Origin of the sequence: Cellulomonas gelida (genome assembly GCF_006538725.1) — a bacterium.
Taxonomy (GTDB): domain Bacteria; phylum Actinomycetota; class Actinomycetes; order Actinomycetales; family Cellulomonadaceae; genus Cellulomonas; species Cellulomonas gelida.
This window is the reverse complement of the sequence record NZ_BJLQ01000006.1, coordinates 67,105-93,402: the sequence shown is the minus strand read 5'-3', so window position 1 is coordinate 93,402 and position 26,298 is coordinate 67,105. Positions and strand designations below refer to the sequence as shown.

General features: G+C 74.9%; 28 protein-coding genes. 8 read left to right on the top strand and 20 right to left on the bottom strand.

The window, feature by feature from the left end:
• Positions 1 to 31 precede the first annotated feature (31 nt).
• Genes CGE01nite_RS04550 through CGE01nite_RS04535 form a run of 4 tightly spaced genes read right to left on the bottom strand, consistent with a single transcriptional unit; the run spans position 32 to position 1,807 of the window.
• Positions 32 to 262, bottom strand: a complete 231-nt coding sequence (locus CGE01nite_RS04550) for a DUF4287 domain-containing protein (protein WP_048341744.1) — start codon at positions 260 to 262, stop codon at positions 32 to 34.
• Positions 255 to 743, bottom strand: coding sequence for an SRPBCC family protein (locus CGE01nite_RS04545; protein ID WP_141369233.1), 489 nt, complete (start codon positions 741 to 743; stop codon positions 255 to 257). Before CGE01nite_RS04545 ends, CGE01nite_RS04550 begins: the two co-directional genes overlap by 8 nt.
• Positions 740 to 1,126 (bottom strand): ArsR/SmtB family transcription factor, encoded by a 387-nt coding sequence (locus CGE01nite_RS04540; protein ID WP_048341746.1) that lies wholly within the window; start codon positions 1,124 to 1,126, stop codon positions 740 to 742. Before CGE01nite_RS04540 ends, CGE01nite_RS04545 begins: the two co-directional genes overlap by 4 nt.
• 60 nt (positions 1,127 to 1,186) lie before the next feature.
• Positions 1,187 to 1,807 (bottom strand): FMN-binding negative transcriptional regulator, encoded by a 621-nt coding sequence (locus CGE01nite_RS04535; protein WP_141369231.1) that lies wholly within the window; start codon positions 1,805 to 1,807, stop codon positions 1,187 to 1,189.
• Between the two features lie 39 nt (positions 1,808 to 1,846).
• Here CGE01nite_RS04535 and CGE01nite_RS04530 point away from each other — a divergent pair, with 39 nt between their 5' ends.
• Positions 1,847 to 2,527 (top strand): HAD family hydrolase, encoded by a 681-nt coding sequence (locus CGE01nite_RS04530; RefSeq protein WP_141369229.1) that lies wholly within the window; start codon positions 1,847 to 1,849, stop codon positions 2,525 to 2,527.
• Positions 2,528 to 2,603: 76 nt separating this feature from the next.
• Here the strand turns inward: CGE01nite_RS04530 and CGE01nite_RS04525 are convergent, their stop codons facing one another.
• From CGE01nite_RS04525 to tsaD, 7 genes are all read right to left on the bottom strand, one after another.
• Positions 2,604 to 3,425 (bottom strand): hypothetical protein, encoded by an 822-nt coding sequence (locus tag CGE01nite_RS04525; RefSeq protein ID WP_141369227.1) that lies wholly within the window; start codon positions 3,423 to 3,425, stop codon positions 2,604 to 2,606.
• A gap of 5 nt (positions 3,426 to 3,430) precedes the next feature.
• Complete coding sequence (locus CGE01nite_RS04520) at positions 3,431 to 3,826, bottom strand: hypothetical protein (protein WP_141369224.1); 396 nt, start codon at positions 3,824 to 3,826, stop codon at positions 3,431 to 3,433.
• Between the two features lie 137 nt (positions 3,827 to 3,963).
• Positions 3,964 to 4,623, bottom strand: a complete 660-nt coding sequence (locus CGE01nite_RS04515; protein WP_218022596.1) for an ATP-binding cassette domain-containing protein — start codon at positions 4,621 to 4,623, stop codon at positions 3,964 to 3,966.
• Positions 4,620 to 5,441, bottom strand: a complete 822-nt coding sequence (locus CGE01nite_RS04510) for an ABC transporter permease (protein WP_141369222.1) — start codon at positions 5,439 to 5,441, stop codon at positions 4,620 to 4,622. The genes CGE01nite_RS04515 and CGE01nite_RS04510 overlap by 4 nt, the downstream gene beginning before the upstream one ends.
• A gap of 19 nt (positions 5,442 to 5,460) precedes the next feature.
• Positions 5,461 to 6,525, bottom strand: coding sequence for an ABC transporter substrate-binding protein (locus tag CGE01nite_RS04505; RefSeq protein ID WP_141369220.1), 1,065 nt, complete (start codon positions 6,523 to 6,525; stop codon positions 5,461 to 5,463).
• Positions 6,526 to 6,545: 20 nt separating this feature from the next.
• The gene (locus CGE01nite_RS04500) at positions 6,546 to 9,785 is read right to left on the bottom strand and encodes a [FeFe] hydrogenase, group A (protein WP_229747365.1); all 3,240 of its coding nucleotides are present in this window, start codon (positions 9,783 to 9,785) and stop codon (positions 6,546 to 6,548) included.
• Positions 9,786 to 9,949: 164 nt separating this feature from the next.
• The gene (gene tsaD / locus CGE01nite_RS04495) at positions 9,950 to 10,996 is read right to left on the bottom strand and encodes a tRNA (adenosine(37)-N6)-threonylcarbamoyltransferase complex transferase subunit TsaD (RefSeq protein WP_048341757.1); all 1,047 of its coding nucleotides are present in this window, start codon (positions 10,994 to 10,996) and stop codon (positions 9,950 to 9,952) included.
• Between the two features lie 115 nt (positions 10,997 to 11,111).
• Here tsaD and CGE01nite_RS04490 point away from each other — a divergent pair, with 115 nt between their 5' ends.
• The gene (locus CGE01nite_RS04490) at positions 11,112 to 11,753 is read left to right on the top strand and encodes a malonic semialdehyde reductase (protein ID WP_141369218.1); all 642 of its coding nucleotides are present in this window, start codon (positions 11,112 to 11,114) and stop codon (positions 11,751 to 11,753) included.
• Between the two features lie 65 nt (positions 11,754 to 11,818).
• Here the strand turns inward: CGE01nite_RS04490 and CGE01nite_RS04485 are convergent, their stop codons facing one another.
• The 7 genes from CGE01nite_RS04485 to CGE01nite_RS04455 all read right to left on the bottom strand — a co-directional run bounded on the left by CGE01nite_RS04485 (position 11,819) and on the right by CGE01nite_RS04455 (position 17,911).
• Positions 11,819 to 12,697: a sulfurtransferase gene (locus CGE01nite_RS04485; RefSeq protein WP_141369216.1), complete on the bottom strand. Its 879-nt coding sequence runs from the start codon at positions 12,695 to 12,697 to the stop codon at positions 11,819 to 11,821.
• Complete coding sequence (gene rimI, locus CGE01nite_RS04480; RefSeq protein WP_141369214.1) at positions 12,694 to 13,197, bottom strand: ribosomal protein S18-alanine N-acetyltransferase; 504 nt, start codon at positions 13,195 to 13,197, stop codon at positions 12,694 to 12,696. Before rimI ends, CGE01nite_RS04485 begins: the two co-directional genes overlap by 4 nt.
• A complete protein-coding gene (gene tsaB / locus CGE01nite_RS04475; protein ID WP_141369212.1) occupies positions 13,194 to 13,880 on the bottom strand; it encodes a tRNA (adenosine(37)-N6)-threonylcarbamoyltransferase complex dimerization subunit type 1 TsaB in 687 nt (228 codons plus the stop codon). Before tsaB ends, rimI begins: the two co-directional genes overlap by 4 nt.
• 5 nt (positions 13,881 to 13,885) lie before the next feature.
• Entirely contained in the window at positions 13,886 to 14,461 is a 576-nt protein-coding gene (tsaE, locus tag CGE01nite_RS04470) for a tRNA (adenosine(37)-N6)-threonylcarbamoyltransferase complex ATPase subunit type 1 TsaE (RefSeq protein WP_141369210.1), read from the bottom strand.
• Positions 14,458 to 15,648 carry an alanine racemase gene (gene alr / locus CGE01nite_RS04465; protein WP_141369208.1) on the bottom strand — a complete coding sequence of 397 codons (1,191 nt, stop codon included), beginning with the start codon at positions 15,646 to 15,648 and terminating at the stop codon, positions 14,458 to 14,460. The genes tsaE and alr overlap by 4 nt, the downstream gene beginning before the upstream one ends.
• A 74-nt stretch (positions 15,649 to 15,722) precedes the next feature.
• Positions 15,723 to 16,412, bottom strand: coding sequence for a nucleoside/nucleotide kinase family protein (locus CGE01nite_RS04460; RefSeq protein ID WP_218022595.1), 690 nt, complete (start codon positions 16,410 to 16,412; stop codon positions 15,723 to 15,725).
• A complete protein-coding gene (locus tag CGE01nite_RS04455; protein ID WP_229747364.1) occupies positions 16,409 to 17,911 on the bottom strand; it encodes an NAD(P)H-hydrate epimerase in 1,503 nt (500 codons plus the stop codon). Before CGE01nite_RS04455 ends, CGE01nite_RS04460 begins: the two co-directional genes overlap by 4 nt.
• 120 nt (positions 17,912 to 18,031) lie before the next feature.
• Here CGE01nite_RS04455 and CGE01nite_RS04450 point away from each other — a divergent pair, with 120 nt between their 5' ends.
• From CGE01nite_RS04450 to CGE01nite_RS16900, 6 genes are all read left to right on the top strand, one after another.
• On the top strand, positions 18,032 to 18,463 hold the full coding sequence (locus CGE01nite_RS04450) for a hypothetical protein (RefSeq protein ID WP_141369204.1): 432 nt from the start codon (positions 18,032 to 18,034) through the stop codon (positions 18,461 to 18,463).
• A 59-nt stretch (positions 18,464 to 18,522) separates the two neighbouring features.
• On the top strand, positions 18,523 to 19,509 hold the full coding sequence (locus CGE01nite_RS04445) for an LLM class F420-dependent oxidoreductase (RefSeq protein ID WP_048343743.1): 987 nt from the start codon (positions 18,523 to 18,525) through the stop codon (positions 19,507 to 19,509).
• 44 nt (positions 19,510 to 19,553) lie between these two features.
• Positions 19,554 to 19,967, top strand: coding sequence for an HNH endonuclease (locus tag CGE01nite_RS04440; RefSeq protein ID WP_307722628.1), 414 nt, complete (start codon positions 19,554 to 19,556; stop codon positions 19,965 to 19,967).
• A 9-nt stretch (positions 19,968 to 19,976) separates the two neighbouring features.
• The gene (locus CGE01nite_RS04435) at positions 19,977 to 22,175 is read left to right on the top strand and encodes a DEAD/DEAH box helicase (protein ID WP_218022594.1); all 2,199 of its coding nucleotides are present in this window, start codon (positions 19,977 to 19,979) and stop codon (positions 22,173 to 22,175) included.
• A 240-nt stretch (positions 22,176 to 22,415) separates the two neighbouring features.
• On the top strand, positions 22,416 to 23,780 hold the full coding sequence (locus CGE01nite_RS04430; RefSeq protein ID WP_141369202.1) for a hypothetical protein: 1,365 nt from the start codon (positions 22,416 to 22,418) through the stop codon (positions 23,778 to 23,780).
• 262 nt (positions 23,781 to 24,042) lie between these two features.
• Positions 24,043 to 25,497: a hypothetical protein gene (locus CGE01nite_RS16900; RefSeq protein WP_170210893.1), complete on the top strand. Its 1,455-nt coding sequence runs from the start codon at positions 24,043 to 24,045 to the stop codon at positions 25,495 to 25,497.
• Between the two features lie 55 nt (positions 25,498 to 25,552).
• Here the strand turns inward: CGE01nite_RS16900 and CGE01nite_RS04425 are convergent, their stop codons facing one another.
• Positions 25,553 to 25,906: a holo-ACP synthase gene (locus tag CGE01nite_RS04425; RefSeq protein WP_048343745.1), complete on the bottom strand. Its 354-nt coding sequence runs from the start codon at positions 25,904 to 25,906 to the stop codon at positions 25,553 to 25,555.
• On the bottom strand, positions 25,903 to 26,295 hold the full coding sequence (locus CGE01nite_RS04420) for a nucleoside triphosphate pyrophosphohydrolase family protein (RefSeq protein WP_229747363.1): 393 nt from the start codon (positions 26,293 to 26,295) through the stop codon (positions 25,903 to 25,905). The genes CGE01nite_RS04425 and CGE01nite_RS04420 overlap by 4 nt, the downstream gene beginning before the upstream one ends.
• Positions 26,296 to 26,298: the final 3 nt, after the last annotated feature.

Below are 26,298 nucleotides of genomic sequence, written 5' to 3'. Positions count from 1 at the left end.
AGGGCGGGCGCGATTCCGAGGGAACCAGGGGTCAGGACCGGGCGGCGCGGACGTACGCGACGACCGCGTTGGCGTGGCCGTGGCCCAGCCCGTGCTCGGTCTTGAGCCAGGTGACGGTCTCCAGGTGCTTCTCGTCGGCCGGGCGGGCGGCGACGAGCGTGAGCCACTCGTCGATCGGCCGCCCGTAGGTCTTCTCGATCGACGGGAAGTACGACGCCGGGCCCGTCACCTTCGGGGGCGCGCCGTCGGCCGCGTCAGCCATCGGCCAGGATCGCGTCGATCTGGCCGAGCGCGAGCGTCATGCCCTCGAGCATGCCCATCCCGACGAGCTGCTCGAGCGCCTCCAGCGTCGGGAACTGGGACGTGATCGTCATGCGCGTCCCGGTGGGGATCGCCTCGAGCGTCACGTGCCCACGCGTGACCGGCATGTCGTCGGTCGGCTCTCCCGCGTCGTCGGCGAAGCCGTCGTCGAACGCGAGCGAGTGCGGCTCGTCGGTCGCGGTCACGTGCCACCAGCCGTGCGCCTTCGTCCCGTCCGGACCGGTCATGTAGTACGACGTGCGGCCCCCGGGACGCAGGTCGTGGTCGACGAACGTCGCCGGCCACTCGGGCGGCCCCCACCAGCGCTCGAGCTGGCGCGGGTCGGCCCACACCTGCCACACCCGCTCGGGCGCGGCGGCGAGCTCGCTGACGATCACGAGGCGCAGCGCCTCGGTGTCCTTGGTCGTGCTGACGACGGTCATCGGTGACTCCCTGTCTGCTCGTCCTGCGGGTCCCTCGGGTCGTCCGGTCCGGCGTCCTGCGCCAGGAGGTCGACGATGCGGTCGACGCGTCCGCGCCAGATCGACTCGTAGGCGTCGAGGAGCCGGGTCGCCGCCCGGATCGTCTCGACGTCTCCGCCGACCATCTGCTCACGTCCTCGCCGCTGCTTGTGCACGAGCGCTGCCCGCTCGAGCACGGCCACGTGCTTCTGGACCGCTGCGAAGCTCATGTCGTACCGCCGCGCGAGCGCGGAGACCGACTGCGCCTCGCGGAGCACCTGGGCGACGATGTCGCGCCGGGTGGCGTCCGCGAGGGCGCCGAACAGGCGATCGACCTCGTCCTGGTCGAGCGGCGCACGATCCATTTCTACAACCATGTGGTTGTACGTTAGACGCGTCCGGGGCCCGGCACAACCCCTGACGGGTCAGGACCGGGCAGCGACCATCGCGTCGGCGACCGCCGCGGTCCCAGAGCCGCCGTCCTGTCGGAGGCCGGCGACGACCCCCGCCCGGTCGGCGTCCGACCGGTTCTGGCTCAGCTTCGCCTTGCCCTCGACCCGCTCGACCACCAGCTCGATCCCGACGATCGCGCGCAGCTGCTTGGTCACGAAGGCCTCCGGCGCGTCCGTCACGGCCCACGGCTGCGCGCGGTGGGCCTCGTGCGCGTCGGTCAGCCGCGTCAGCAGGTCGCGCAGCCAGTCCGGGTCGTCGTGCACCGTGACACGGCCCCTCAGGTGCACCGCGGAGTAGTTCCACGTGGGCACGACCCGGCCGTGCTCCGTCTTGGAGGCGTACCAGGACGGCGAGACGTACGCCTGCGGTCCCTCGACGATCGCGAGGCCCGGCATCCCCGGCTCGATCGACCGCCACTGCGGGTTCCCGCGCGCCATGTGCGCGACGAGCCGGTCGTCGTGCCACAGCACGGGCAAGAGCGTGGCGAGCGGGAAGCCGTCCGGTCCGACCGTCACGAGCTCGGCCGAGCCGACCTCCCGCACCAGCGCACGCGCGTCGTCGTCGGTGATCGCGTTGAACACGGGGACGTACATGCGGCGAGGCTAGTCGGCGCTGTCGCTATGTTTTCCGGCGTGACGATCAGGGGGCTGCTGCTCGACTTCTACGGGACGGTCGTGCACGACGACGACGAGCCGTTCGCCGCGGTGTGCTCCGACGTCGCCGCCGCGACCGGGCTCCGCCGCCACGAGGTCTCGACCGCGTGGTCGCAGGAGTACGAGCGGGTGGCCGACGAGGCGCACGGCGACGCGTTCCGCCGCCTGCGCGACCTCGCACGGGACTCGCTCGCTCGCACGCTCCCCCCGCGCGAGCACGGGCTCGACCTCGACGCGCTGCTCGACCCCCTGTACGCGCAGTGGACCGCCCCGCAGGCCTACCCCGACGCGCTCGAGCTCCTGGCCGACCCTCCCGTCCCGGTGTGCCTCGTCTCGGACGTCGACGACGACGTCCTGCTCGCCGCGCTCGCCCACCTTCGGCTCGACGTGCCACTGCGGGTCACGAGCGAGCAGTCGCGCGCCTACAAGCCCGCGGCGCCGTCGTTCGAGCACGCGCTCGGGCTCCTCGGGCTCGGCCCCGACGAGGTCGTGCACGTCGGCGACTCGCTCACGAGCGACGTCGCGGGCGCACACAGCGTGGGGATCCGCAGCGTGTGGGTGGACCGGACGGGTCGCGACGCGCCGAGTGGCGACCACGCACCGACGTGGACGGTCCGCGACCTGCGCCCTCTGCGCGACCTGGTCCGCGCTCAGACCTGACGACGCCTGTCCGCGACCCCCGACACAGCCTGGACCGACGGCGCAGCGGGGCCTCACGACTCGAGCAGGTCGACCCTCACGTCGTGCGCACGACGGGAAGGCCGGGAGCGAGCGGCGGGACCCGGTCGAGTGGGACCGGCCGCTCGACCGGGTCGGTCCGGCACACCGGCGCGGGCGGCTCCATCCCGAACGTCGGCGGCGGGTCGACGGGCTCGGGACCGGACGGCGCAGGCGGCGGCAGCACGGGCGGCTGCCGGACGCGAGGGTGCGGGACGGGCGGGTGCGGGGCGGGCCCGGGCGTCGGTACACCAGGCACGACCGGCAAGGGCGACTCACCGCCGGGTCGACCGTCGCGGGGGCCGTCGGGCGCGGCGCCGCGCGGGGACCCCGCGGCCCTCGGTGCGACCGCGCGGACACGGTCGGCGGCGTCGTCCATCGCAGCGCCGACGGTCACGAGCGCGATGGTCGCGACGCGCTCGCGCTCGGCAGCACGCGCCGCCACGATCGACGAGGTGCCGGGGCCCGCGCCCGACTCGATCAGCGCCTGACGCGCCGCGGCGGTCAGCTCGCCCGCAGGCAGGGTCTCGTATTCGGTGCGGGCACGTGCGAGGGCTCCCGCAGCGCGCGTCGCAGCCGCACCGAGCGCGTCCGCGGTGTCGGCGGCGCCGAGCACGCTCGTCGCCAGGCTCGCGACGCCGTCCCGCGCCGCCTGCGCGGACATGCCGCCGATGCCGAGGTCGCCCGCGAGCCGCTTGAGCGTCGCCCCGAGCTCCTCGAGGGCCGTGGCCACTCCCCCGAGCTGCCCCGCGTCCGCGTGCGCCTGCGCCGGCGCACCCTCGAGCGCACAGGCGAGCTCGCGGGCCGCCGGCCCGTCGGACGACTGCGCAGGACGGTTCACGCCCGTCACGACAGCCCACCCACGGACGCCGTCGCGGCGCCCGGGTACACCCGGAGCACCGGGCGCGTGTCGCGCACCGACGATCCGGACGTGCCCGCGGCGAGGCGCTGGAGCTCGGCGAAGATCGTCTCGTCGATCCCCACGAGCGCGCGCACCGAGCCGGTCAGCGCGCTCCGCGCGTCGACGGCGGCGGTCCGCGCGGCGGCGACCCGGTCCGCGAGCGTGTCGACCCCCTCGCCGTACGTCGTGGCGAACCGCTCGGCCGCGGGCAGCGTCGACCACGTCGCCGCGCTCTGGTCCGCCGCCACCGCCCGCGTCTGCGCCACGAGCTCGTCGAGCCGGTCGACCATCCGGTCGAGGGTGCGCACGCTGCGTGCCACCGTCTCCGAGTCGATCTCCACCCGCATACGTCCCCCTGCCGGATCGGTCCGGGGCGTCACGCTAGCTGCGTCAGGACGCGCATGTGCGGGCACTCCCCTCGATCTGTGGACAACCGGGGACCGGCACCCGCAGCACGCGCGGAGCACGCCGAGGGTGACTAGGCATCGTCCTGATCGCTCACCGTGCGCGGCGGGTCGAGTCGCACGAGCGTCGCACCGAGGGCCGCGGCCTCGGTGGGGTCGTGGGTCACCACGAGCGCGGTGCGCCCGGCCAGCCGGTCGCGGGTCCAGGCCAGCACCGCGTCGCGGCTCGCGGCGTCGATCCCGACGAACGGCTCGTCGAGCACGACGAGGTCGGCTGGTGGCAGCAGCGCGCGGACGAGCGCGACCCGTCGTCGCTGCCCACCCGACAGCGTGCGCACCGGCACGTGCCACGCGGCCTCGTCGAGCCCGACCGCGCGCAGCCCGTCCTCGACCCCGGCCTCGGCGGCGCGTGGCAGGACGAGCCGCACGTTCGCCGCGGCGGACAGGTGCGCGCACAGCCGGTCCTCCTGGAACGCGGCGGCCCGCGTGCACTCGTGCAGGCCGGCCACGCGGCCCGACGAGGGCCGCACGAGCCCGAGGAGCACACGCACGGTCGTCGTCTTCCCGACGCCGTTGGGGCCCGTCAGCGCGGTCGTCGTGCCGGTGGGCAGCTCGAGCGAGACCCGGTCCAGGACCACGTTCTCGCCGTAGCGCACGGTGACGTCGTGCAGCGCGATGACGTCGTGCAGCGCCATGTCGTCGTGCAGCGCCATGTCGTCGCGCGGTTCGGTCATCGGGCACCACCCGCCGGGTCGATGAGCGGCGGCGCGGGCTCGCCCGCGAGCCGTCGCCGCGCGCGCTCCAGCAGCGCGAGCACCACGCGCTCGGTCAGCGCGGCCAGCACGACGACCACGACCGTCCACGCGAACAGGTCGGCCGTCGCCAGGAACAGCTTCGCCTGGTACATCTGCTCGCCGATCGTGCCCGCGGGCAGCCCGATCACCTCGGCCGCGATCCCGCTCTTCCACGCGAGCCCGACGCCGGTCCGGCAGCCCGCGACGAAGTACGGCAGCACGCCGGGCACGTCCACCGCGAGCACGCGCCGCGGCCACGGCACGGCGAAGACGCGGGTCATCTCCAGCAGTCGGCGGTCGCGGTTCCGGATCCCCTCGAGCACGTTCGTGTACATGATCGGCAGCGCCATGAGGAAGGCGACGACGGCCGCGAGCCGCGACGAGTCGGTCCAGAGCAGCAGCAGGATGATGAACGCGACCACGGGCGTCGCGCGGATCGTGGAGATCAGGGGTGCCAGCATCGCGTCGGCCCACGACGAGGCCGCCGACGCCGCCGCGAGGAGCACCCCCGCCACGGCCGCGGCCGTGAAGCCCAGGACGACGCCGGCGAGCGTCCGGGCGACCGTGGCCCAGAAGGTCCCGGTCGGTACGAGCTCGACGAGCCGCACCGCCACGTCCCACGGCCCGACGAGCAGGATCGGCTGGCCGAGCGCCACAGCCCCCACCTGCCACACCACGAGCCAGCAGGCGACGGCGACGAGGAACCGCCCGCGACGGACGGGTGCCCGGGCGCCGACCACCTCGCTCGCGTCGGTCACGACGGCACCCGACCGCCCGCTAGCCCGCGTCCGCGAGGTAGAAGTCGTCGCCGGGCATCGCCCCGCCCACGGACTTCGGCTGCGCGTCGTGCAGGACCTGCAGGTACCCCTCGAGCGCGGGCCGCAGCGCGTCGCCGGTGAGGAACACGAGGTGGCTCGCCGGGATCGCCGCCTGGGCGACGGGCACGGCCTTGACGAGGCCTGCCGCGACCACGAGCTCGGCGGCCTCGGCCGGCGAGTCGTTCACGAAGGTCACGGACGCCTCGTCGTCGGCGAGGAAGTCCGCGAGCGCCTGCGGGTGCTCGTCGGCGAACGCGGTGCGCACCACGGTGACCCCGGTGACGAGCTGCGACGCGTTGCCGAGGTCCGACCACGCCCGCGTGAGGTCCACCGCGACGCGCACGCCGGGGTTCCCGGCGATGACCGCCGTGGCGTACGGCTGCGGCAGCACTCCGACCGCGCCGGGGGTCGCCGCGAGCAGCGCCGCGACCTCGGTGGCCTCCGACTTGAACTCGACCGTCACGTCGGTGCCGGGTGTCAGCCCCGACTGGCGCAGCAGGTGCTCGAGCACGTACTGCGGGCTCGCCCCCTTGCCGGTCGAGTACACGGTCCGCCCGCGCAGGTCCGCGAGCGACTGGACGCTCGTGCCGTTCTCGAGCACCGAGAGCACGCCCAGGGTGTTGACGGTGAGCGCCTGCACCGCAGGGCCCGCGTCCGTGCGGGTCTGCTGGTAGACGACCGCGGCCAGGTTGGCGGGCAGCAGCGCGACGTCCACCTCGCCCTTGACGAGCAGCGGCACGACCTCGTCGGGCGTGCCGTACGTCGTCACCTCGTAGTCCTGCCGGCCCGTCCCCGCATCGGCGGCCTGCATGAGCCCGACGAGCCCCATCGTCGTCGGACCGGCCAGTGCGGCGATCCGCACGGTGACCCGCTCGGCCGACGCGGTCGGCGTCGGGGTGCTCGTCGCGGCGCTCGTCGTGGCCGGCGTGCCGCCCCCCGCGGGCTGCGCCGTCGACGACGCGGCGCACCCGGTCGTCAGCGCCACCGCGAGCATCGCGCCGAGCAGTCTCGCGGTGAGCCTCATGACGGTCTCCTCGGTGCGGTTCAGCCGCGGAACGGCGCGTAGGTGGTGTGCAGGAGCTCGTGCGCGAGCGGTGACGCGGGCGCGCCGTAGAACTCGTCGTAGAGCCGCAGGATGTCCGGGTTCTCCTGGGACTTGCGCAGCGTCGAGAGCTGGTCGATCTCGACCAGCACCTGCTGACGGCCGGGCGTCTCGTCGGCGCACTTCGGCACCGGGTGGCCGGCGCCGCTCACGCAGCCGCCCGGGCAGGCCATGATCTCGACGAGGTCGTACCCGACGTCCTCGCCCGCGATGACCCGCTTGATGAGCGGCTCGGCGTTGCCCAGGCCCGAGATCACGGCGACCCGCACGTCCACGCCGCCGGCGCTGACGGTCGCCTCCTTGATCCCCTCGAGCCCGCGCAGCTCGTGGAAGTCCAGGTGCTCGACGAGGGGCTCGCCCGTGAGCTGCTCGACCGCCATGCGCATCGCGGCCTCGGCGACGCCGCCCGACGCGCCGAACAGCACGCCGGCGCCGGAGACGCGCGAGTAGGGCTCGTCGAACTCGCCGGGCTCCACGTCGGCCGCCTCGAGGCGCAGCATCTGCATCATCTCGAGGAACTCGGTCGTCGTGAGCACGGCGTCGACGTCCCGCACGCCGTCGGGCGCGAACTCGGGCCGCGCGGCCTCGTACTTCTTGGCGATGCACGGCACGATCGACACCACGTACAGGTCGTCGAGCGTGATCCCCGCCTGCGCGGCGAAGTGGTGCTTCACGGTCGTGCCCATCATCTGCTGCGGGCTCTTGCAGCTCGACAGGTGGTCGATGAGCTCGGGGTAGCGCCGTTCGACGAGGTTGACCCAGCCCGGGCAGCACGACGTGAACTGCGGCAGGACGCCGCCGCGGCCCACCCGGTCGAGGAACTCGGTGGTCTCCTCGAGGATCGTCAGGTCCGCCGCGAACGAGAAGTCGAACACCTTGTCGAAGCCGACCTTGCGCATCATCCCGGCGATGAACGCGCTCGCCTCGGCGGGCTCGATCCCGTACTCCGCGGCGATGACCGACCGCACGGCCGGGGCGACGAAGCCGACGACGACCTTGCTCGGGTCGTTGATCGCGGTGAACACGTCGCCGCGCTCGCGCACGTAGTCCAGCGCGCCGCACGGGCACGCGCGCACGCACTGGCCGCACGAGACGCAGTCGGTCTCCGACAGCGGCAGCCCGTTGTGCGTGCCGACGACGAGCCGGCCCTCGTGGTACTGGAACGCCAGCACGCCCGGGCCCTCGAGCTCCGCGCACGCCTTGACGCACAGACCGCACGCGATGCACTTGTTGTTGTCCCGGACGATGAACGGGTGGTCCGCGACGACGGGCTCGTACGGCCGCACGTGCAGCGGGGCCGCGAACACCACGCCGTGCGCGGTCGCCTCGTCGCGGAGCTGGCAGCAGTCCTGCTTCGCGCAGCCGCACTCCAGGCACCGCGCCGCCTCGGTGCGTGCCTGCTCCTCGGTGAGCCCGGTCTCGACCTCGGCGAAGCCCGCGAGGCGCTCGGCCACGGGCAGTGCGGGCATGGTCGCGCGCGGCACGCGCACGACCTCCTCGAACTCGTGCCGCGGCAGGTCCTCGAGCGTGCCGCGCGAGCACGAGTAGTCCTCGTGCCCGGGACGCACGTAGCCGCGCAGGACGAAGTCCGACATCGCCGCGGCGGCGCGCCGGCCGGCCGCGACCGCCTGGATCACCGTGGCGGGACCGGTGACGCAGTCGCCGCCCGCGAAGATCTTCGCCTCGGACGACTGCATGGTGCGGCCGTCGACCTCGACGTCGCCCCACTGGTTGAGCCGCACGGGCAGGTCGGCGTACGCGGCCTCCTCGGCGCCGTGCGCGGGCCGGCCGCGCACCCACGTGCTGATGTGCACCGGCATCTCGTAGTAGAGGAACGCCGTGTCCGTGCTCTGCCCGATCGCGCCGATGATCGTGTCGGCCTCGATCTCGAACTCGCTGCCCTCGACGGGCACGGGGCGACGACGCCCGGTGCGGTCGGCCTCACCGAGCTCCATCCGCAGGCACGTCAGGCGCTTGGCGCCCGTCTCGTCGGCGGTGATCCGCTCGGGTGCGGTGAGGTAGAGCATCTCGACGCCCTCGGCGACGGCCTCCTCGACCTCGAACGGCTCGGCGGGCATCTCCTCGCGCGTGCGCCGGTAGACGAGCTGCACGTGCGTCGCGCCCGTGCGCAGCGCGGTGCGTGCGCAGTCGATCGCGGTGTTGCCGCCGCCGATGACGACCGTTCGGCCGAGCGGGATCTCGTCGCCCTTCGCGACGCGCTCGAGGTACTGGATGCCCAGCCACACGCCCTCGAGGTTCTCGCCGTCGATGCGCAGCGGGGTCGCGCGCCACGAGCCGATCGCGAGGTAGACCGCGTCGAAGTCGCGGCGCAGGTCCTCCAGGCTCAGGTGCGTGCCGAGCGCCTTGCCGGTCACCACCTGGACGCCGAGCGCGCGGATGATGTCGATCTCGTGGCTCAGCGTGGCCTTCGGGAGCCGGTACTCGGGGATGCCGTACCGCATCATCCCGCCCGCGTGCTCCTGCTTCTCGAACACCGTGACGGCGTGCCCGGCGAGTGCGCTGTAGTACGCGGCGGACAGCCCCGACGGGCCGGCGCCGACGACGGCGATCCGCTTGCCGGTCGACGGTGCGGTGCGCGGGATCCACGGCGTCGGTCGCGCCATGTCCCAGTCGGTCGCGAAGCGCTTGACGTAGTTGATGGCCACGGGCTCGTCGACGAGGTTGCGGCGGCATGCCGACTCGCACAGGTGCGGGCACACCCGCCCGCACACCGACGGGAACGGGTTGCGGTCCTTGATGACCCGGACCGCGGCCTCGTAGTTCCCGTCCGCGACGTGCTGCAGGTAGGTCTGGACGTCGACGTTCGCGGGGCACGTCTGCACGCACGGCGCGACGCAGTCCGCGTTGTGGTCGGTCAGCAGCTGCTCGAGCCGCACCTTGCGGTACTCCTCGAGCCGGGGCGACCGCGTGGTGACGACCATCCCCGCGGACAGCGGCGTCAGGCACGCCTTGACGTCACGCGCGTCGGGGCCCACCTCGACCATGCACAGGCCGCAGCTCGCGTTCGAGCGTTCCATGCGCACGTCGTGGCACAGCGACGGGATCGAGACGCCCTCGGCCGCGAGAGCCTGCAGGATCGTCAGGCCGGCGTCGACCTCCAGCTCCACGCCGTCCACCGTGACGGTGACGCGCTCACGCTCGGACCGGTCGTGCACGCTCACGTGCGCCCTCCTCGTCGAGAGACCGGTGCGCGGGCGCCGTCGCCCCCGCACCGCGCGACGCGGGACACCACGTCGCACCCACGGCCCACGCTAGGAACGCGCGACGACGACCGCGCGTGACTTCCGACCTAACTTCGCCGCGACGACGCGGCAGGTCAGGAGCGTCAGACGAGCACCTGGGTCAGCGGCATCGAGGAGTCGACGGGGATCTCGAGCGACGACGGACGCATCCCCCGGCGCACCACAGCCGAGCCGAGCGCCGCGATCATCGCGCCGTTGTCGGTGCAGAACCGGATCGGCGGGATGCGCAGCTCGATGCCTGCTTCGGCGCACCGCGCCGCCGCCAGCTCCCGCAGCTGGGAGTTGGCGGAGAAGCCGCCGCCGACGACGAGCGTGCGCACGTCGTGCGCGCGGCACGCCGCGATGGTCTTGGCCGTCAGCACGTCGGCGACCGCCGCGGCGAACGACGCCGAGACGTCGGCCAGGGGCAGCTCCTCGCCCGCGTCCTGGCGCGCCTCGACCCACCGGGCGACCGCGGTCTTGAGCCCCGAGAACGAGAAGTCGGCCGCGTGCTTCGCCTGGTCCTTGGCGGCGGTCAGCCCGCGCGGGAAGCGGATCGCCTCGGGGTTGCCCTCGCGCGCCAGCCGGTCGATGTGCGGGCCGCCCGGGTAGGGCAGGCCGAGCAGGCGGCCGACCTTGTCGAACGCCTCGCCCGCGGCGTCGTCGAGCGTCGAGCCGAGCTCGGTCACGTGCACCGTGTCGTCGAGCAGGAGCAGGGACGAGTGCCCGCCGGAGACGACGAGCGCCATGACCCGCTCGGGGAACGGCCCGTCGACGAGCTCGTCGACCACCGCGTGACCGATCACGTGGTTGACGCCGTACAGCGGCTTGTCGAGGCCGATCGCGAGCGCCTTGGCGGCGGACGCCCCGACGGTCAGCGGCCCGACGAGCCCGGGGCCTGCGGTCACGGCGATCGCGTCGACCTCGTCGAGCGTCACCTCGGCCGTCGCCAGCGCGCGCTCGATCGTCGGGACCATGGCCTCGAGGTGGGCACGGGACGCGATCTCGGGGATGATCCCGCCGAACCGCGCGTGCTCGTCGACGGACGACGCGACGGCGTCGACGAGGAGGTCGTACCCGCGCACGAGCGCGACCCCGGTCTCGTCGCACGAGGTCTCGATCCCCAGGACCAGCGGCTCGCTGACAGGCATGGCGACCACTGTAGGTCCCCGCGCGACGGCGTCCGAACCGGGGCACGGAGGCCGTGTGGCGAGCCTCACTCCCCTCGCGGGAAGCGCCCGAGTTACTTCACGCTTCAACTGAACTATGACGACTGACAGCGCGACGATCGACTCCCTCGACTTCCCGACGCCCGCGTACGCGGTCGCCGACGAGGTCGCCGACCTCCTGTTCCGCGAGGCGCGCACAATCGGCGCCTTCACCGACCAGCCCGTCTCCGACGACGAGCTCGCGGCGGTCTACGACCTGCTCAAGTGGGGCCCGACGGCCATGAACACCTCGCCGCTGCGCCTGCTCGTCGTGCGCTCCGACGAGGGCAAGGCGCGCCTCGCCGCGCACGCCGCCGAGGGCAACCGCGACCGCATCCTCGCGGCACCGCTGACGCTCGTCGTCGCCGCCGACCCGGCCTTCCACCGCCTCCTGCCCGTCCTCGCCCCGCACCGCGCGTCGATGGTCGACGCGCTCGAGGCCCAGCCCGAGCAGCGCGCGGGGATGGCCCGCCAGAACACGCTCATCCAGACCGGCTACCTGATCACCGCGCTGCGCGCGACGGGGCTCGACGCCGGTCCCATCGGCGGCGTGGACACCACCGGGATCGACGCCGAGTTCTTCGCCGAGTCGGGCTGGCAGTCGCAGCTCGTCGTGCTCGTGGGCCACCGGGACGGCGTCGGCACGCCCCACCCGCGCGCCGCGCGCCTGGCGTGGTCCGACGTCTCCGCGACGGTCTGACACCCCTCGCAGCAGCCTGACCGACGGACGCGCACGTCCCCTGCGGGGCGTGCGCGTCCGTCGTCTCAGCGCCCGGTGGCCACCGGACGCGTCTCGTCGTTCGACCACTGCGACCACGAGCCCGGGTACAGCGCTGCCTCCACGCCGATCGACGCGAGCGCCGCGACCTCGTGCGCGGCCGTGACCCCCGAGCCGCAGTACACCGCGACGGGCGCACCCGCGGCGGCGCCGAGGGCCCGGAACCGCTCGCGCAGCCGGTCGGCGGGCAGGAACGCGCCGTCCTCGGTGAGGTTCTCGCCCGTGGGGGCACTCACCGCGCCGGGGATGTGACCCGCCTGCGGGTCGACCGGCTCGACCTCGCCCGCGTACCGCTCGCCCGCGCGCGCGTCCAGCAGCGCGCCGTCCTGGCCCCACCGCGCCGCGGCGTCCGCGTCGATCGTCGGCAGCGCGCCCGCGGTGAGCACCACGTCGCCCGGCTCGGGCGCGACCTCACCGGACTCGAGGGAGAGCCCCGCCGCGGTCCAGGCGGCCAGCCCGCCGTCGAGCAGGCGCACGTCGGGCACGCCCGCCCAGCGCAGCAGCCACCAGGCGCGCGCGGCCGACGTCCCGCCGCTCGCGTCGTACGCGACCACGGCGACACCCTCGCGCACGCCCCAGCGCCGCGCCGAGGCCTCGAGCGCGGCCACGTCCGGCAGCGGGTGGCGGCCGTGCGCGGCGCTCGGCGGCGCCGCGAGCTCGGCGTCGAGGTCCACGTACACGGCCCCGGGCAGGTGTCCGGCGAGGTACTGCTCGTGCCCGTCGGTGCGTCCGAGCGCCCAGCGGACGTCGAGCAGCACGGGCGGCTCGTCGCCCGCGAGCGCGGCCGCCAGGGTCAGGGCGTCCACGAGCACTGCGGCCCGCGTCGCGTCGTCGGCCTCGTTCGTCGGGCCCGTCGTCTCCGTCATGTCCGCTCCCCCGTCCCGTGCGTCGCGGCCAGGTCGAGCCGCATGGTCCACGCGTCCTTGTTCTCGGGCTGGTAGTACCCCCGGCGCATGCCGAGCTTCTCGAAACCCACCGCCTCGTACAGCCGCAGTGCGGGCTCGTTGTCGACGCGCACCTCGAGCAGCACGGACGGCGCGCCGAGCTCGCGCGCACGCGCCACGAGCGCGTCGAGCAGCGCGCGTCCCACTCCCGTGCCCTGGTGGGCGGTTGCCGTGCCGATCGTCATCACCTGCGCGTCGACCCCGTCGAACCACAGCCCCGCGTACCCGACGAGCGGGCCCGCGCCGTACTGCGCACCGACGTACCACCGTCCGGGCCCGACGACCTCCTGCGCGAGCGAGTCGGTGGACCACGCGGCCGCGCCGAACAGCTGCTTCTCGAGGACGTCGAGCGCGGGCACGTCGTCGGGCGTCAGGGGCCGCAGCCGTAGCGGCGCTCGTCCCGAGCCCCGTGCCGAGCTCATCCGAGCACGCGCTTGGCCCCGGCCGACGGCACGGCGTCCGGGCGGCGCAGGTAGAGCGGGTCGGTGGGCTGTGCGAGCCCCGCGGCACGACGCGCCAGCGCGAGCGGCACGAGCTCGGCCGCGTCGAGGTCGTCGGTCGCGTCCACGTGCGTGAGGTGCGCGAACGCCTCCGGGTAGAGCGCCGCACCGGCGCCCGTGACCCACCCGCCCGCGAGCGCGGGCTCGTCGGCGATCTCGGCCGCGGGTCCCACGCGAGGCGCGACGACGACGTCCGGCGTGCCCGCCTCGTCGCGGCGGTACGCGGCCCAGTACACCTCGCGCCGGCGCGCGTCGGTCGCGACGACGAGCGGCGCACCCGCGGGCACGAACCGCAGCGCAGCGACGGCGATCGCGTCCAGGCTCGGGACGCCGAGCGCGTCGATGCCCAGCGCGAGCGCGAGCGTGCGCGCGGTCACGAGGCCGACCCGCAGCCCGGTGAACGGTGCGGGGCCTGTGCCGACGACCACGGCCGACAGGTCCAGCCGGTCGACGCCCGCGTCCGCGAGCGCCTCGGTGACCAGCGGCGCGAGCAGCTCGGCGTGGTGCCGGGGCAGGTCGGCGCGGCGACGGGACAGGGCGTGGCCGTCGTCGTCGGTCACCGCGACCGCGACGGACGACGACGTGTCGAGAGCGAGCAGAGGCACGGCGCTCAGCCTGCCACGGGTGCGGTCGGGTCCGCCGCGCCGGCCCCGGGCGCGAGCGCGTCCGCCAGCGGCACGTCCGCCCACCGGTCGCCGACGGCGCGCACGGTCACGACGCGTTCGCCGCCCCCGCCGTCGTCCTCGTCGTCCACGGGCTCTCCGGACGCCGCACCTCGCGGGCGGGTCAGCGCGACCTCGAGCCGGTCCGCGGCGAGCGACTCGACCCAGCCCGCGCCCCACTCCACGACCGTCACGGCCTCCTCGAGGCTCGAGTCCAGGTCGAGCGCCTCGACCTCGTCGAGCGAGCCCAGCCGATAGGCGTCCACGTGCACGAGGTCGGGTCCGCGCGTGCCGTCGGGCCGCGGCAGCGACGGGTGCTCGCGCGCGATGATGAACGTCGGCGACGCGACCTGCCCGCGCACGCCCAGGCCGGCTCCGATGCCCTGCGTCAGCGTGGTCTTGCCCGCGCCGAGGTCGCCCGTGAGGATCACGAGGTCGCCCGCACGCAGGTGCGCGGCGAGCGCGCGGCCGAACGCGCGCGTGGCCTCGGCGTCGGGCAGCGTCACGACGAGCTGCGCGCTCATCGGGCCGCCGCCGTCCCGGCGGGCGCGCCGGTCTGCGGGTCCAGCCCGACGTACTCGCGCGGGACGGACCGCGACAGGCGCGTGACGATCTCGTAGGAGATCGTGCCGGCCGCGCGTGCCCAGTCCTGCGCGGTCGGGCCACCGTCGGCCCCCGTGCCGTACAGCTCGACGCGGTCGCCGGCCTGCTCGCCCGCCTCGGGGCCGAGGTCGACGACGAGCTGGTCCATGCACACGCGACCCGCGACGCCGAGCGTGCGCTCGCCCACGCGGACCGGACCGCCCAGGCGGTCCGGCGTGCCCGACGCGTGCCGCGGGATGCCGTCGCCGTACCCCAGCGGCACCACCCCGAGGACGGTGTCGACCGGTGTGACGTACTGGTGCGCGTAGGACACGCCGTGGCCCGCGGGCACGCGCTTGACGGTGGCGAGCTCGGCCTCGAGCGTCATCACCGGCACGAGGCCGAAGTCGGCGGGCTCGCCGAGCTGCGGCACGGGCGACAGCCCGTACACCGCGATGCCGGGGCGCACGAGGTCGTAGTGCACCTGCGGCGAGGTCAGCGTCGCCGCGGAGTTGGCGAGGTGACGCACCTCGAGGCGGGCGCCTGCGGACTCGGCGAGCCGGACCGCGTCGGCGAACACCTCGTGCTGCGCGCGCACCGTCGCGTGGTCGGGCTCGTCGGCGAACGCGAGGTGCGACCAGATCCCGACGAGCGCGACCGCGCCCTCGGCCTGCACGCGCAGCGCGCCCGGCAGCACGTCGGCCAGGTCGACCGGCGTCAGCCCGTTGCGCCCCAGACCCGTGTCGACCTTGAGGTGCACGCGCGCCGTGCGCCCGACGGCGCGCGCGGCGGCGACGACCTCGGTGAGCGCCGACGCCGACGACACCGCGACGTCCACGTCGGCCTCGATCGCGCGGGCGATCGGGGCACCCGGCGCGTACAGCCAGGTCAGGACGCGCGGCTCGGTGATCCCCGCGGCACGCAGCGCGAGCGCCTCGTCCATCTGCGCGGTGCCGAGCCACGTCGCACCCCCCGCGAGCGCCGCGCGTGCCGACGGCAGCAGCCCGTGGCCGTACGCGTCGGCCTTGACGACGGCCATGAGCTGCGCGGTGGGCGCGTGCGCGCGCAGCGAGCGCACGTTGGACGCGAGGGCGGACAGGTCGACGACGGCTCGGGCGGGAAAGCTCACGCGCCCATCCTCGCACCGCGTCCACCCGTCCGGCCGCGGGACCCGGGTGGGCGGGTGGACGCGGGTGAGCGCCGTCAGGCCGGCCGGACGACGAGGGTCGCGCGCGGGCGCGTGGTGGCGACCAGCGCCGCGTTGCGCTCGTCCGGGCCGTGCGACCACGCGTGCGCGGCCTGCGGCGACTTGCCGTACTGCTCGTGCCGCGCGACGAGCCGCGCGAGCCGGACATCGTCCGCGGGCGCGAGGTACCAGGACTCGTCGAGCAGGCCGGCCACGGGCGCGAACCCGTGGTCGTCGAGCAGCAGGTAGTTGCCCTCGGTCACCACGAGCGGCACGTCGGAGGGGACCGCGATCGCCCCGGCGACGCCGTTGCGCAGGTCACGGCGGTACTCGGGCGCGTACACGACCTCCCCGGGCTGCGGGTCGCGCAGCCGGCGCAGCAGCGCGACGAACCCCGCGGCGTCGAACGTGTCGGGAGCGCCCTTGCGGTCGGCGCGGCCGAGCCGCTCGAGCTCGCTCTGCGCCAGGTGGAACCCGTCCATCGGCACGACGACGGCGCGGTCACCGAACGCCGCGCGCACCTGGCGCCCCAGCGTCGTCTTGCCCGCACCGGGCGGCCCGACGAGCCCGAGGACCCGCCGCCCGCCGCGCGCCAGCAGCGCCTCGACGCGGTCCACGAGCGCTGGATCGAGCGCTGCATCGCGCGAGGCGTCGAGCGGAGCGCCGAGGGCGGGGCTCGCCGCGGCGGCGTCGTCCGTCGCGGTCACGCGTCCGCCAGCAGGGCGCGGACGGTCTCCGGCAGCGCGAGCGCGACCCCGCGCGCGGTCACCGGCCCGCCGGGGTTGCTCACGTCGGCCGCGCGGCCGTGCACGAGCGCGGCAGCGGCCGCGACGGCGGCCGTGAGCGTCGGGTCCTCGACCACGTCGTCGGCACGGCCCGCGAGCATCGCCCCCAGCAGCCCCGCGAGCACGTCCCCGGCACCCGCGGTCGCGAGCCACGCCGGGGCAGCCGCCTGCGCGTACACCGCACCGCCCGCCCCGACGACGAGCGTCACGTGCCCCTTGAGCAGCACCGTCGCGCCCGTGAGCTCGTGTGCGAGGCGTGCCGAGCGCAGCGGGTGGTGCTCGACCTCGGCGCGCGTGACGCGGTGGCCACGGTCGGACAGCAGCCGCGCGAGCTCGCCGGCGTGCGGGGTCAGCACGACGTGCGTCGGCACGTGCTCGGGCAGCAGCTCGAGCGCGCCGGCGTCCACGACCGCGGGCTCGCCACGGTGCAGCACGCCCTCGAAGGCGTGCTCGATGCGACGTCGCTGCGCGGCGTCGTCGGGCGAGACCCCCGGGCCGAATACCCATGCCTGCACCCGTCCGGGCCCGACGACCACCTCGGGACGCCGCGCGACCACGAGGTCGCCCACGTCCCCGAGGTACCGCACCATGCCGACCCCGGCGAGCACCGCGGCCGACGTCGCGAGCACGGCCGCGCCCGGGTAGCGCCGCGCACCGGCGACGACGCCGACGACACCGCGCGTGTACTTGTGCGCGTCCGGGCCCGGCACGGGCCACAGCGCGGCCGCGTCGCGATCCTCGAGCCGCACGACTGCGGGCTCGTCGGGCAGCGCGAGCCCGAGGTCCACCACCTCGAGCACGCCCGTGAGGTGCGCGGCGGGCGGCAGGACAAGGCCGGGCTTGGAGCCGCCGAACGTCACCGTGCGGTCCGCGCGCAGCACCGGGCCGGACACGCTCCCGTCGTCCACGCCGATGCCCGAGGGCGTGTCCACGGCGACGACCACGGGCGCGCCCTCGTCGCGCGACGCGTCGAGCCGCTCGACGAGCGCGCCGGCGCCGCCGGTCAGCCCACCCGCCCGTGCGCCGATCCCCAGGATCCCGTCGACGAGCACGTCGGCACCTCGCGCGCGGTCGACGGCGATGTCGACGTCGTCGACCACGAGCACGCGTCCGCCCGCGGCGAGCAGCGCCGCGCGACCCTCGTCGTGCACCCGGTCCGCCAGGGCGAGCGCGAGGACGTCCACGCCACGGCGGCGCAGCACGGCGCCCGCGTGCAGCGCGTCCCCGCCGTTGTTCCCCGGCCCGACGAGCAGCACGACGACCCCGCCGACGACCCGCCCGCGCCGCGCGCGCAGCTCACGCGCCACGGCCCCGGCGAGCGCGAACGCGGCACGCTCCATCAGGGGCACGCCCGCGGCCAGGAGCGGCTCCTCGGCGGCGCGGACCTGCGCGGACGTCCAGGACAGCAGCACGGGGTCCATCCTCGCGCCGACACCCGCGCTCCACCACCTCCGCGGGGACGGCGCGTGCTCGCGGAGGTGCCCGTCCCGCTCGTCGGGCGCTCCGGCGGGTGCCGAGCACCCGCCCGTACGGTGGTCGACATGCCTGCGTCGTCCGTGCTCGCACTCGTCTGCGTGGGGTGCGTCGCGCTCACCGTCGTCCTCGCCGTCGTCGGGTTCCGCGCGCTCTCGGTGGCGCGCCGCGTGCCGCGCGTGCGGGTCCCCGCCCGCGAGCTCTCGAGCACCTACGTGGGGCCGGGCACGTTCGTCGACGTGGAGTACCCCGACCCGCACGGACGCCCGCTGCGCGCGCACCTGTTCGTCTGGCTCGTGCGGGCGCCCGGCGTGCCGTACACGTTCGACGGCACCGTCTGGGTGGACCCCGCGAACCCGGCCGACGCCACGCCCCGCCGGCAGGGCCGCACGACGCGCGCGACGCTGGTGCTGATCGTCGCGGCGGTCACCGCGGCCGCCGCCCTCGGCACGGGGGTCGCCGCGCTCGTCGTGCGACTGGGCGAGTCGCTCCCCGCCTGACCTTCTCGCGACCTGCTCGCGGCCTGCCCTGCTCGCGGCCCGGCGGTAACGTGCGGCACATGCGATTCGGACTCTTCATCCCGCAGGGCTGGCGCCAGGACCTCACGGGCATCGACGCGCGCGACCACTGGGCGGTGATGAGCGGGCTCGCCCGGCACGCCGACGAGGGCGACGCGTTCGAGTCGATCTGGGTCTACGACCACTTCCACGCTGTGCCCGAGCCCAACGGCGAGGCGACGCACGAGGCGTGGAGCCTCATCAACGCGTTCGCGGCGAGCACGTCGCGTGTGCGGCTCGGGCAGATGTGCACGTGCATGGCGTACCGCAACCCCGCCTACCTCGCCAAGGTCGCGACGACCGCGGACGTGATCTCGGGCGGACGCGTCGAGATGGGCATCGGCGCGGGCTGGTACGAGCACGAGTGGCGCGCGTACGGCTACGGCTTCCCGCGCGCCGGCGAGCGGATCGCGATGCTCGACGAGGGCGTGCAGATCTTCAAGCAGCTCTGGACCAACGGCGTCGCGACGTTCGACGGTGCGCACTACCAGGTGGCGGGCGCGCAGCTCTCGCCGCTCCCGCTGCAGGTCGACGGTCCGCCGCTGTGGATCGCGGGCGGCGGCGAGAAGAAGACGCTGCGGATCGCGGCCGAGCACGCGCAGTACACGAACTTCGACGGCTCACCCGAGGGCTTCGCGCACAAGTCGGCGGTGCTCGCGGAGCACTGCGCCGCGATCGGGCGCGACGTCGCCGAGATCACGCGGTCGGCCAACTACAACGTGGTGATCGGCGAGACGCAGGCCGATGTGGACGACAAGTTCGCGTGGATCGAGGAGCACCTGTCCTTGACCGTGCCCGACAAGGCCGCGAGCACGGCCGAGGACCTGCGCCGCGGCCCGCTCGTCGGCACGCCCGAGCAGATCGTCGCCACGCTCCAGGAGCTGCGCGGTCTCGGCCTCGGGTACGCGATCACGTACTTCGCCGACGCGGCCTACGACCGTTCGAGCATCGAGCTCTTCGAGTCGCAGGTGGTCCCCGAGCTGCGCTGACGCGCCTGCGCGGGGTCCGCGCCCCGGGCGGCTAGCCTGCCCGCGTGAAGAAGGTGCGCAGCCGGGCCGCCGCGGCGAGGTACGCCCGGCGGCGCAGCTCGCGCATGGCGCGCGCGGACAACGACCTGACCGCCGAGCAGTGGGGCGCGCTGCGCGCCGCGTGGTCGGGCTGCGCGTACTGCGGCGCGCAGGACGTGCCGCTGCAGAAGGACTGCGTCCTGCCGCTGTCCCGAGGCGGGCGCTACACGCTCGACAACGTGGTGCCCGCGTGCCGCTCGTGCAACGCGAGCAAGTGCAACCAGGAGGTCACGCACTGGCTGCGGGTCAAGCGCCTCGACGAGGCGGCGTTCCTGCTGCGCCACCAGGCCATCAGCGTCGAGCTCGTCCGCGCCGAGCAGGACCGTGCCGAGCCGGTTCCCCACCTCGTGCCGGACGCCGACGAGGCACCGGGCGGCTAGGTTCGGGCCGTGATCACGCAGGACGAGGCGCGCGGCGAGGTCGGTCGACCGCGTCGGGCGGGCCGCGCCGACGTGATCGCGCTGCTCGGGGACGCACGGGCGCAGGCCGCCTGGGCGGCGGCGCTCGTCGCCGACGTCGACGGTGCGCGCTCGGCCGTGGTGAGCGCGTTCGAGGCGATGCGGGCACGTCTTGCCGAGACCGACCTCGCGCGGGTGCCCGTCGATCGCGTGCGCGACGTGACCGAGGGGCGGCTCTCGCTCGACGGCCTCGCCGCGCACGGGGTGCGCACCATCGCGGACGTGCTGCGCGCAGGCACGCACGGCCTGCAGGCGGCGCCGGGGATCGGCCCGCAGTCCGCCGCTCGGATCGTCGCCGCGGCCGAGCAGATCGCGCGCGCCGCGCGCGAGAGCGTCCAGCTGCGCATCGAGGTCGATCCGTCCGACCGGCTCGCGACCGAGCTGCTGCGTGCCGTGCGCACGTGGGAGGCCGTCGTCGGGGACGACGAGACGCTCGTCCCCCAGCTCCGCCGCCTGGTCGACGACGTGTCGCGCGCGAGCCTCACGGCGGCGCCCGCGGCCGCGGGACCGCTGCGGCGCCTGTTCATCGGCGGCACGCGCAAGGCCGCAGCCGACGAGGCGGTCGCGCACCTGACCGACCTCGTGGCGTGGGCGCGGTCCGCCGACGTCGCCCGCGCCGCCACGCGCATCTCCGAGACCGTCCGCCACGTCGTGCCGACGACCGCGGCGTGGGCCGACTTCGAACGGCGCTCGGCGACGTACTACGCGCTGCTCGCCCCGCTGGTCGACCTCCGCGAGGACGTCGCCGCGGCCACCGGGTTCCTACCCGGCGAGATCGTCGGCCGCATCGGGGCGCAGCACCTCGACGAGTCGTTGCTGCGCGCGTCCCTGCGCGGCTACCAGGCGTTCGGCGCGCGGTTCGCGCTCGTGCAGCGGCGCGTGATCATCGGCGACGAGATGGGGCTCGGCAAGACGGTGCAGGCGATCGCCGCGATGGCGCACCTCGTCGCGGGCGGCGCGACGCACGTGCTCGTCGTCGCCCCCGCGTCCGTGGTGCACACCTGGGTGCGCGAGCTCGCGACGCACAGCGCGCTTCCCGCGCTGCTGCTGCACGGCGACGCGCGCGACGAGGCGGCGGCGCACTGGGTGGCGCACGGCGGCGTCGCGGTCACCACGTTCAGCACGCTGCGGCGCCTCGCCCTCGACGACGCGAGCCCGGCGATGCTCGTCGTCGACGAGGCCCACTTCGTGAAGAACCCCGACGCGAAGCGGAGCCAGGCCGTCGCCCGGGTCGCCGCGCGCTCGGACCGCGTCCTGTTCCTCACCGGGACGCCGATGGAGAACACCGTGGAGGAGTTCTGCGCGCTCGTGCGCCACCTGCGGCCCGAGCTCGCCGACGCGATCGACCCGGGCGCGGGCGCCGCCGGCGCGGACGCGTTCCGCTCGGCGGTCGCACCCGTGTACCTGCGGCGCAACCTCGACGACGTGCTCGCCGAGCTCCCGCCCCTCGTCCAGGTCGACGAGTGGGAGGAGTTCGGTGCGGTCGACGGCGCCGCCTACCGCGCGGCGGTCGAGGCCGGCAGCTTCCCGGCGATGCGTCGCGCCGCGTTCGTCTCGACCGACCCGCGCGAGAGCGCCAAGCTCGAGCGGCTGCTCGAGATCTGCGCCGAGGCCGGGGCGAACGGTCACAAGGTCGTCGTGTTCTCGTGGTTCCGCGAGGTCCTCGACGTCGTGCACGCCGCGCTGTCACCGACGACCGCGGTGCTCGGGCCGCTGACCGGCTCCACGTCCGCGGCCGCGCGGCTGCGCCTCGTCGACGAGTTCACCGCCGCGCCCGGCCCGGCCGTGCTCGTCGCCCAGGTCCGTGCCGGTGGCGTCGGCCTCAACATCCAGGCCGCCTCGGTCGTCGTGCTGTGCGAGCCGCAGGTCTCCCCCGCGCTCGAGGCCCAGGCGATCGCGCGGGCTCACCGCATGGGCCAGGTCCGCACCGTCCGGGTGCACCGGCTGATCGTCGAGGACTCGGTCGACCAACGGCTCCTGGAGACGCTCGAGACCAAGCGCGGAGTCTTCGACGCGTACGTGCGCGAGTCCGCGCTGACCGACGCGGCCGCGGCCGCGATCGACGTCTCGGCGCCGCACCTGGCCCGCGCGATCGTCGCCGACGAGCAGGCCAGGCTCGCCGGCGCGTAGGACCTTCGGGCTCCCCCGTGCGGGTGACGTCCGGGCGCCTGCGGCCGACGCAACGGACATCCGGGGCAACTCGCGCGCGCCGTACGGGTGACGGTGAACGTGCAGGTCAGCGAAGTGCGCCATCCTCACGCCGGGCCGATGCGCCCGACGAGCCCCCGCGGCTGAGGACTCGCAGGGCCCCCATCCCAGCACCCGGGGGCCAGTCCCCTCGCCCGATCACCACGCGACCGAAGGACACCCATGACGATCACGAAGACGCGCTCCCGCGCGCTCCTCGCACTCGCGACGAGCGGGACGCTGCTCGCGGCGACCCTCGTCGCCGCCGCGCCCGCGAGCGCCGCGTCGGCCACCATCAGCGGCCGGGTCACCGTGCCGTCCGGCGCCTACCTCGACGCGATCGCGGTCGTCGCCTGGGAGCGGACGGCGACGTTCGACGACGTGACGGACACCGCTTCGCTCGACAGCACCGGTTCCTTCACGCTCGACGAGCTCGAGGCGGGCACGTCCTACCAGCTCAGCGTCATCGACTACTCAGGGAAGACCGGCGCGGGCTACTACACGCGCGACAAGCTGGTGCCCGCCGCCGCCGACGCGACGCTGGTCAAGGCCGGGAGCACCGGGATCACCATCCGGACGCGCGCGTCCGCGCCCGCCACCGACATCGGCATCGTGCTCCCCGCGGACGGGACCTACCCCACGTGGAACCCCGCGGGCTTCTACGTCCTCGAGCCGGGCAACGGCCGCATCACCGGCTTCGTCGGGAACGCGGGCTCCGGAGACGCGCGAGCCATGCGCGCGGGCCCGACCGCGAGCCCCCTGCGGGGCTCGTTCGCAGCCCTCGCGGACGGCGAGGTCACGCGCATGGACATGCCAACGGCCGGGCTCGTCTCGGGCGTGGACTACACGCTGGCAGCAGTCGCCGTGCCGAGCGAGGCGACGCCGGACTTCGAGGACAACCTCTACTTCTACGGCGGCGTGAACCGCTCCGTCACCCGGTCGCTGTCGTCGGCGGCGACGTTCACCGGCGGCACGACGAAGGTCGACTGGCACGTCCTGGGCGCCACCGCGAAGACCGCTCCGACCGTCACCGGCACCGCGAAGGTCGGCAAGACCCTCACCGCGAAGGCCGGCACGTTCTCGCTTGCCGGCACGGTGTCCTACCAGTGGCTGCGCAACGGCAAGGCCATCTCCGGCGCGACGGCCTCGACGTACACGCTGCGCGGCAGTGACCACGGCGCGAGGGTGTCCGTGCGCACCACGCTCAAGCCGACCATCAAGGGTTACGGCTACGGCGTGAAGTCGTCCGCGCAGACCGCCAAGGTCGCCCTGGGCGCTGCGCCGAAGGCCACCGCCGCGCCCAAGGTCAGCGGCACCGCCCAGGCCGGCAAGAAGCTCACCGCCTCCCGCGGCAGCTGGAACCTCACGGGGCTGACCTACTCCTACCGCTGGCTGCGCGACGGCAAGGACATCACCGGCGCGACGAAGTCGACGTACGCGCTGACCAAGGCCGACGCCGGCAAGAAGATCTCCGTGCGCGTCACCGCCAAGCGGACCGGCTACGCCACCGGCACCGCACGCTCGGCCAGCACCGCCACCGTCAAGTAGCACCACCACCGTCGTCCAGCACCACCACGAGGGCCCCGCCCGCCTCGGGACGGGGCCTTCGTGCTGCCCGCGACGACGCGCCGTTGCTGGCGTCGTCACCCGAAGCGGGACCCGGCACGGGCAGGTCACGCGGGCAGACCGGGAGCACTCGGGCGGGCGCAGGGTCCGTTCGGGTGACAGCGGCACGAGGTCGTCCGCGGGATGCGGGACCCTCGCGTACGGGCCGCGTCACCGTGCCGCGCCCGGCGACCGGAGGACGCCCATGCACCAGATCTCGAACCCTGCCCGTCCGCGCGTGCTCGTCGCGCTCCTGGCGCTCGTCGCCGCCCTCGGCGCCATGCTCGCGGGCGCGACGCCCGCCGCGGCGGCCGGGACGACCTCGACCTCCACGACGTCCACGGCGGCCACCACGACGAGCATCAGCGGCACCCTGTCGGCCCCGACGGGCACGGACACCGAGCTCACGCTGGTGATGGCGTGGGCGCCCGGCGCGACGGGCGAGGACGCGTCGGCCTTCGCCTTCCCCGAGCCCGACGGCTCCTTCAGCCTCACCGGGCTCAAGGCGGGACGGTCGTACCAGATCAGCGTCCTGGACGTCCTCGGTGTCATGGGCGGGGGCTACTACACGCCCGGCGCACTCGTGGCGCGTGCCGCCGACGCCACGCTCGTGAGGGCCGGGACCACGGGGCTCGCTGTCACCGCGCACGCCTCGGCGAAGGCCACCGACGTGACGGTCGTGCTTCCATCCGACGGCAAGGAGCCTCGTTGGTCGCCGGCCGGCTTCTTCGTCGTCGAGCCCGGGAACGGTCGGCTCATGGGTATCGCGGGCAACGCGCTCCTCGCCGACCTGATCGGCCCGGGCGACGGCACGCTCCCGTTCGGCGAGCAGCTCGCCTCGGCGGCGGCCACCGCCGGCGCCGCAGCCCAGGCGCGTGCCACGCGCGCCGCCACGACCGCGTCGGGCGAGGCCGTCCAGCTCACGCTCCCGACGCAGGGCTTGCTCGCGGGCGCACGCTACACGGTCGCGATCCCGGTGGACACGGGCGACGACACGGTGCACTTCGAGGACGCGTACTACTACGGCGGCAAGAACCGCGCGCTGACCCGTTCGCTGACGACCGCCTCGTCGTTCGCCGGCGGCGCGTCCCGGGTCGACGTCCACGTCCTGGGTGCACAGCCCCGGACCGTCCCGACCGTGACCGGCCGGGCCCAGGTCGGCGCGGCCCTCACGGCGAAGGCCGGCACGTGGTCCGTCAAGGGCAAGGTCAGCTTCCAGTGGCTCCGCGACGGCGCGCCGATCTCCGGCGCGACCGCGTCGACCTACCGGCTGCGGGCCGCCGACCGCGGCGCTGCCATCTCCGTGCGCACCCGGCTGCGTCCGTACGTCGACGGGTACGGGCACGGCGTGCGGACGTCCGTGCCGACGAACACCGTCCGGCGCGGCTCAGCGCCGACCGTCACGGGCGCTCCGACGATCACCGGGGTCGCCGCGGTCGGGCGGACGCTCACCGCGTCGCCCGGGACCTGGTCGCGCTCCGGTCTGCGGTACGCGTTCCAGTGGCAGCGTGACGGTGCGGCGATCCCCGGCGCGACCGCCTCGACCTACGTCCTGACCAGCGCGGACGCGGGCAGGACGATCCGCGTCAAGGTCACGGCTTCGAAGACCGGCTACCACAACGGGACCGCGTACTCCGCGACGAGGACGATCCGCCGCTAGCGGCAGCCCGACCGCACGCGAGGGCCTCGTCCCGCCGGGGGGCGGGGCCTTCGCGTCAGTCGCGCTCGGCGACGACGACCGCGGACGCGATGCCCGCGTCGTGCGAGATCGACAGGTGGAACCGTGCGATGCCGAGCTCGGACGCCCGGGCGAGCACCGTACCGGTGACCTCGACGACCGGCTGGGCCCCGGCGACGCGCCGGACGGTCGCGTCCTGCCACGACATGCCCGGAGGCGCGCCGAGGGCCTTGGCGATGGCTTCCTTCGCGGCGAACCGCGCGGCGAGCGACGCTGCGGGCAGCTCGCGCTCGTCGGGCGTGAACAGTCGTTCCCGCAGGGCGGGGACGCGCTCGAGCGTGGCGACGAACCGCGCGATGTCGACCACGTCGATCCCGACGCCCGCGATCACGTGCCCTGCCCCGGCACGCCCGGGCTCGTCAGGCCCAGTCCCGTCACGCCCTGATCCGGCGCCGGCAGCCGGTCCTGCTCCTCGACCAGGTGCTTCCACCGCAGCCACTTGCGCTCGACGGCCTCGTCGAGGTCCACGCCGAGGCGGTGCGCAACGATCATGAGCATGCCGAGCACGTCCGCGACCTCGTCGCGCAGCGCGTCCGCGAGGTCGGCGGGCTCGCCCTGGTGGCGTGAGCGCCCCGTGGCCGCGAGGTAGGCGCGCGTCAGCTCGCCGACCTCCTCGCCCAGCTTGAGCACCGCCCAGTCGTCGGTGCGCTCGATCCCGTGCAGCCGCGCGTAGACGCGGCTGATGGTCTCGACCTCACGCTGCGCGTCGGCGAGCTCCACCGG

What these genes read in the sequence shown, in the direction of transcription:
- CGE01nite_RS04550 (WP_048341744.1), bottom strand. Translation starts at nt 262, where the DNA reads ATGGCTGACGCGGCCGACGGCGCGCCCCCGAAGGTGACGGGCCCGGCG.
- CGE01nite_RS04545 (WP_141369233.1), bottom strand. Translation starts at nt 743, where the DNA reads ATGACCGTCGTCAGCACGACCAAGGACACCGAGGCGCTGCGCCTCGTG.
- CGE01nite_RS04540 (WP_048341746.1), bottom strand. Translation starts at nt 1,126, where the DNA reads ATGGATCGTGCGCCGCTCGACCAGGACGAGGTCGATCGCCTGTTCGGC.
- CGE01nite_RS04535 (WP_141369231.1), bottom strand. Translation starts at nt 1,807, where the DNA reads ATGTACGTCCCCGTGTTCAACGCGATCACCGACGACGACGCGCGTGCG.
- CGE01nite_RS04515 (WP_218022596.1), bottom strand. Translation starts at nt 4,623, where the DNA reads ATGACCGAACCGCGCGACGACATGGCGCTGCACGACGACATGGCGCTG.
- CGE01nite_RS04505 (WP_141369220.1), bottom strand. Translation starts at nt 6,525, where the DNA reads ATGAGGCTCACCGCGAGACTGCTCGGCGCGATGCTCGCGGTGGCGCTG.
- tsaD (WP_048341757.1), bottom strand. Translation starts at nt 10,996, where the DNA reads ATGCCTGTCAGCGAGCCGCTGGTCCTGGGGATCGAGACCTCGTGCGAC.
- CGE01nite_RS04490 (WP_141369218.1), top strand. Translation starts at nt 11,112, where the DNA reads ATGACGACTGACAGCGCGACGATCGACTCCCTCGACTTCCCGACGCCC.
- CGE01nite_RS04485 (WP_141369216.1), bottom strand. Translation starts at nt 12,697, where the DNA reads ATGACGGAGACGACGGGCCCGACGAACGAGGCCGACGACGCGACGCGG.
- rimI (WP_141369214.1), bottom strand. Translation starts at nt 13,197, where the DNA reads ATGAGCTCGGCACGGGGCTCGGGACGAGCGCCGCTACGGCTGCGGCCC.
- tsaE (WP_141369210.1), bottom strand. Translation starts at nt 14,461, where the DNA reads ATGAGCGCGCAGCTCGTCGTGACGCTGCCCGACGCCGAGGCCACGCGC.
- CGE01nite_RS04455 (WP_229747364.1), bottom strand. Translation starts at nt 17,911, where the DNA reads ATGGACCCCGTGCTGCTGTCCTGGACGTCCGCGCAGGTCCGCGCCGCC.
- CGE01nite_RS04450 (WP_141369204.1), top strand. Translation starts at nt 18,032, where the DNA reads ATGCCTGCGTCGTCCGTGCTCGCACTCGTCTGCGTGGGGTGCGTCGCG.
- CGE01nite_RS04445 (WP_048343743.1), top strand. Translation starts at nt 18,523, where the DNA reads ATGCGATTCGGACTCTTCATCCCGCAGGGCTGGCGCCAGGACCTCACG.
- CGE01nite_RS04430 (WP_141369202.1), top strand. Translation starts at nt 22,416, where the DNA reads ATGACGATCACGAAGACGCGCTCCCGCGCGCTCCTCGCACTCGCGACG.
- CGE01nite_RS16900 (WP_170210893.1), top strand. Translation starts at nt 24,043, where the DNA reads ATGCACCAGATCTCGAACCCTGCCCGTCCGCGCGTGCTCGTCGCGCTC.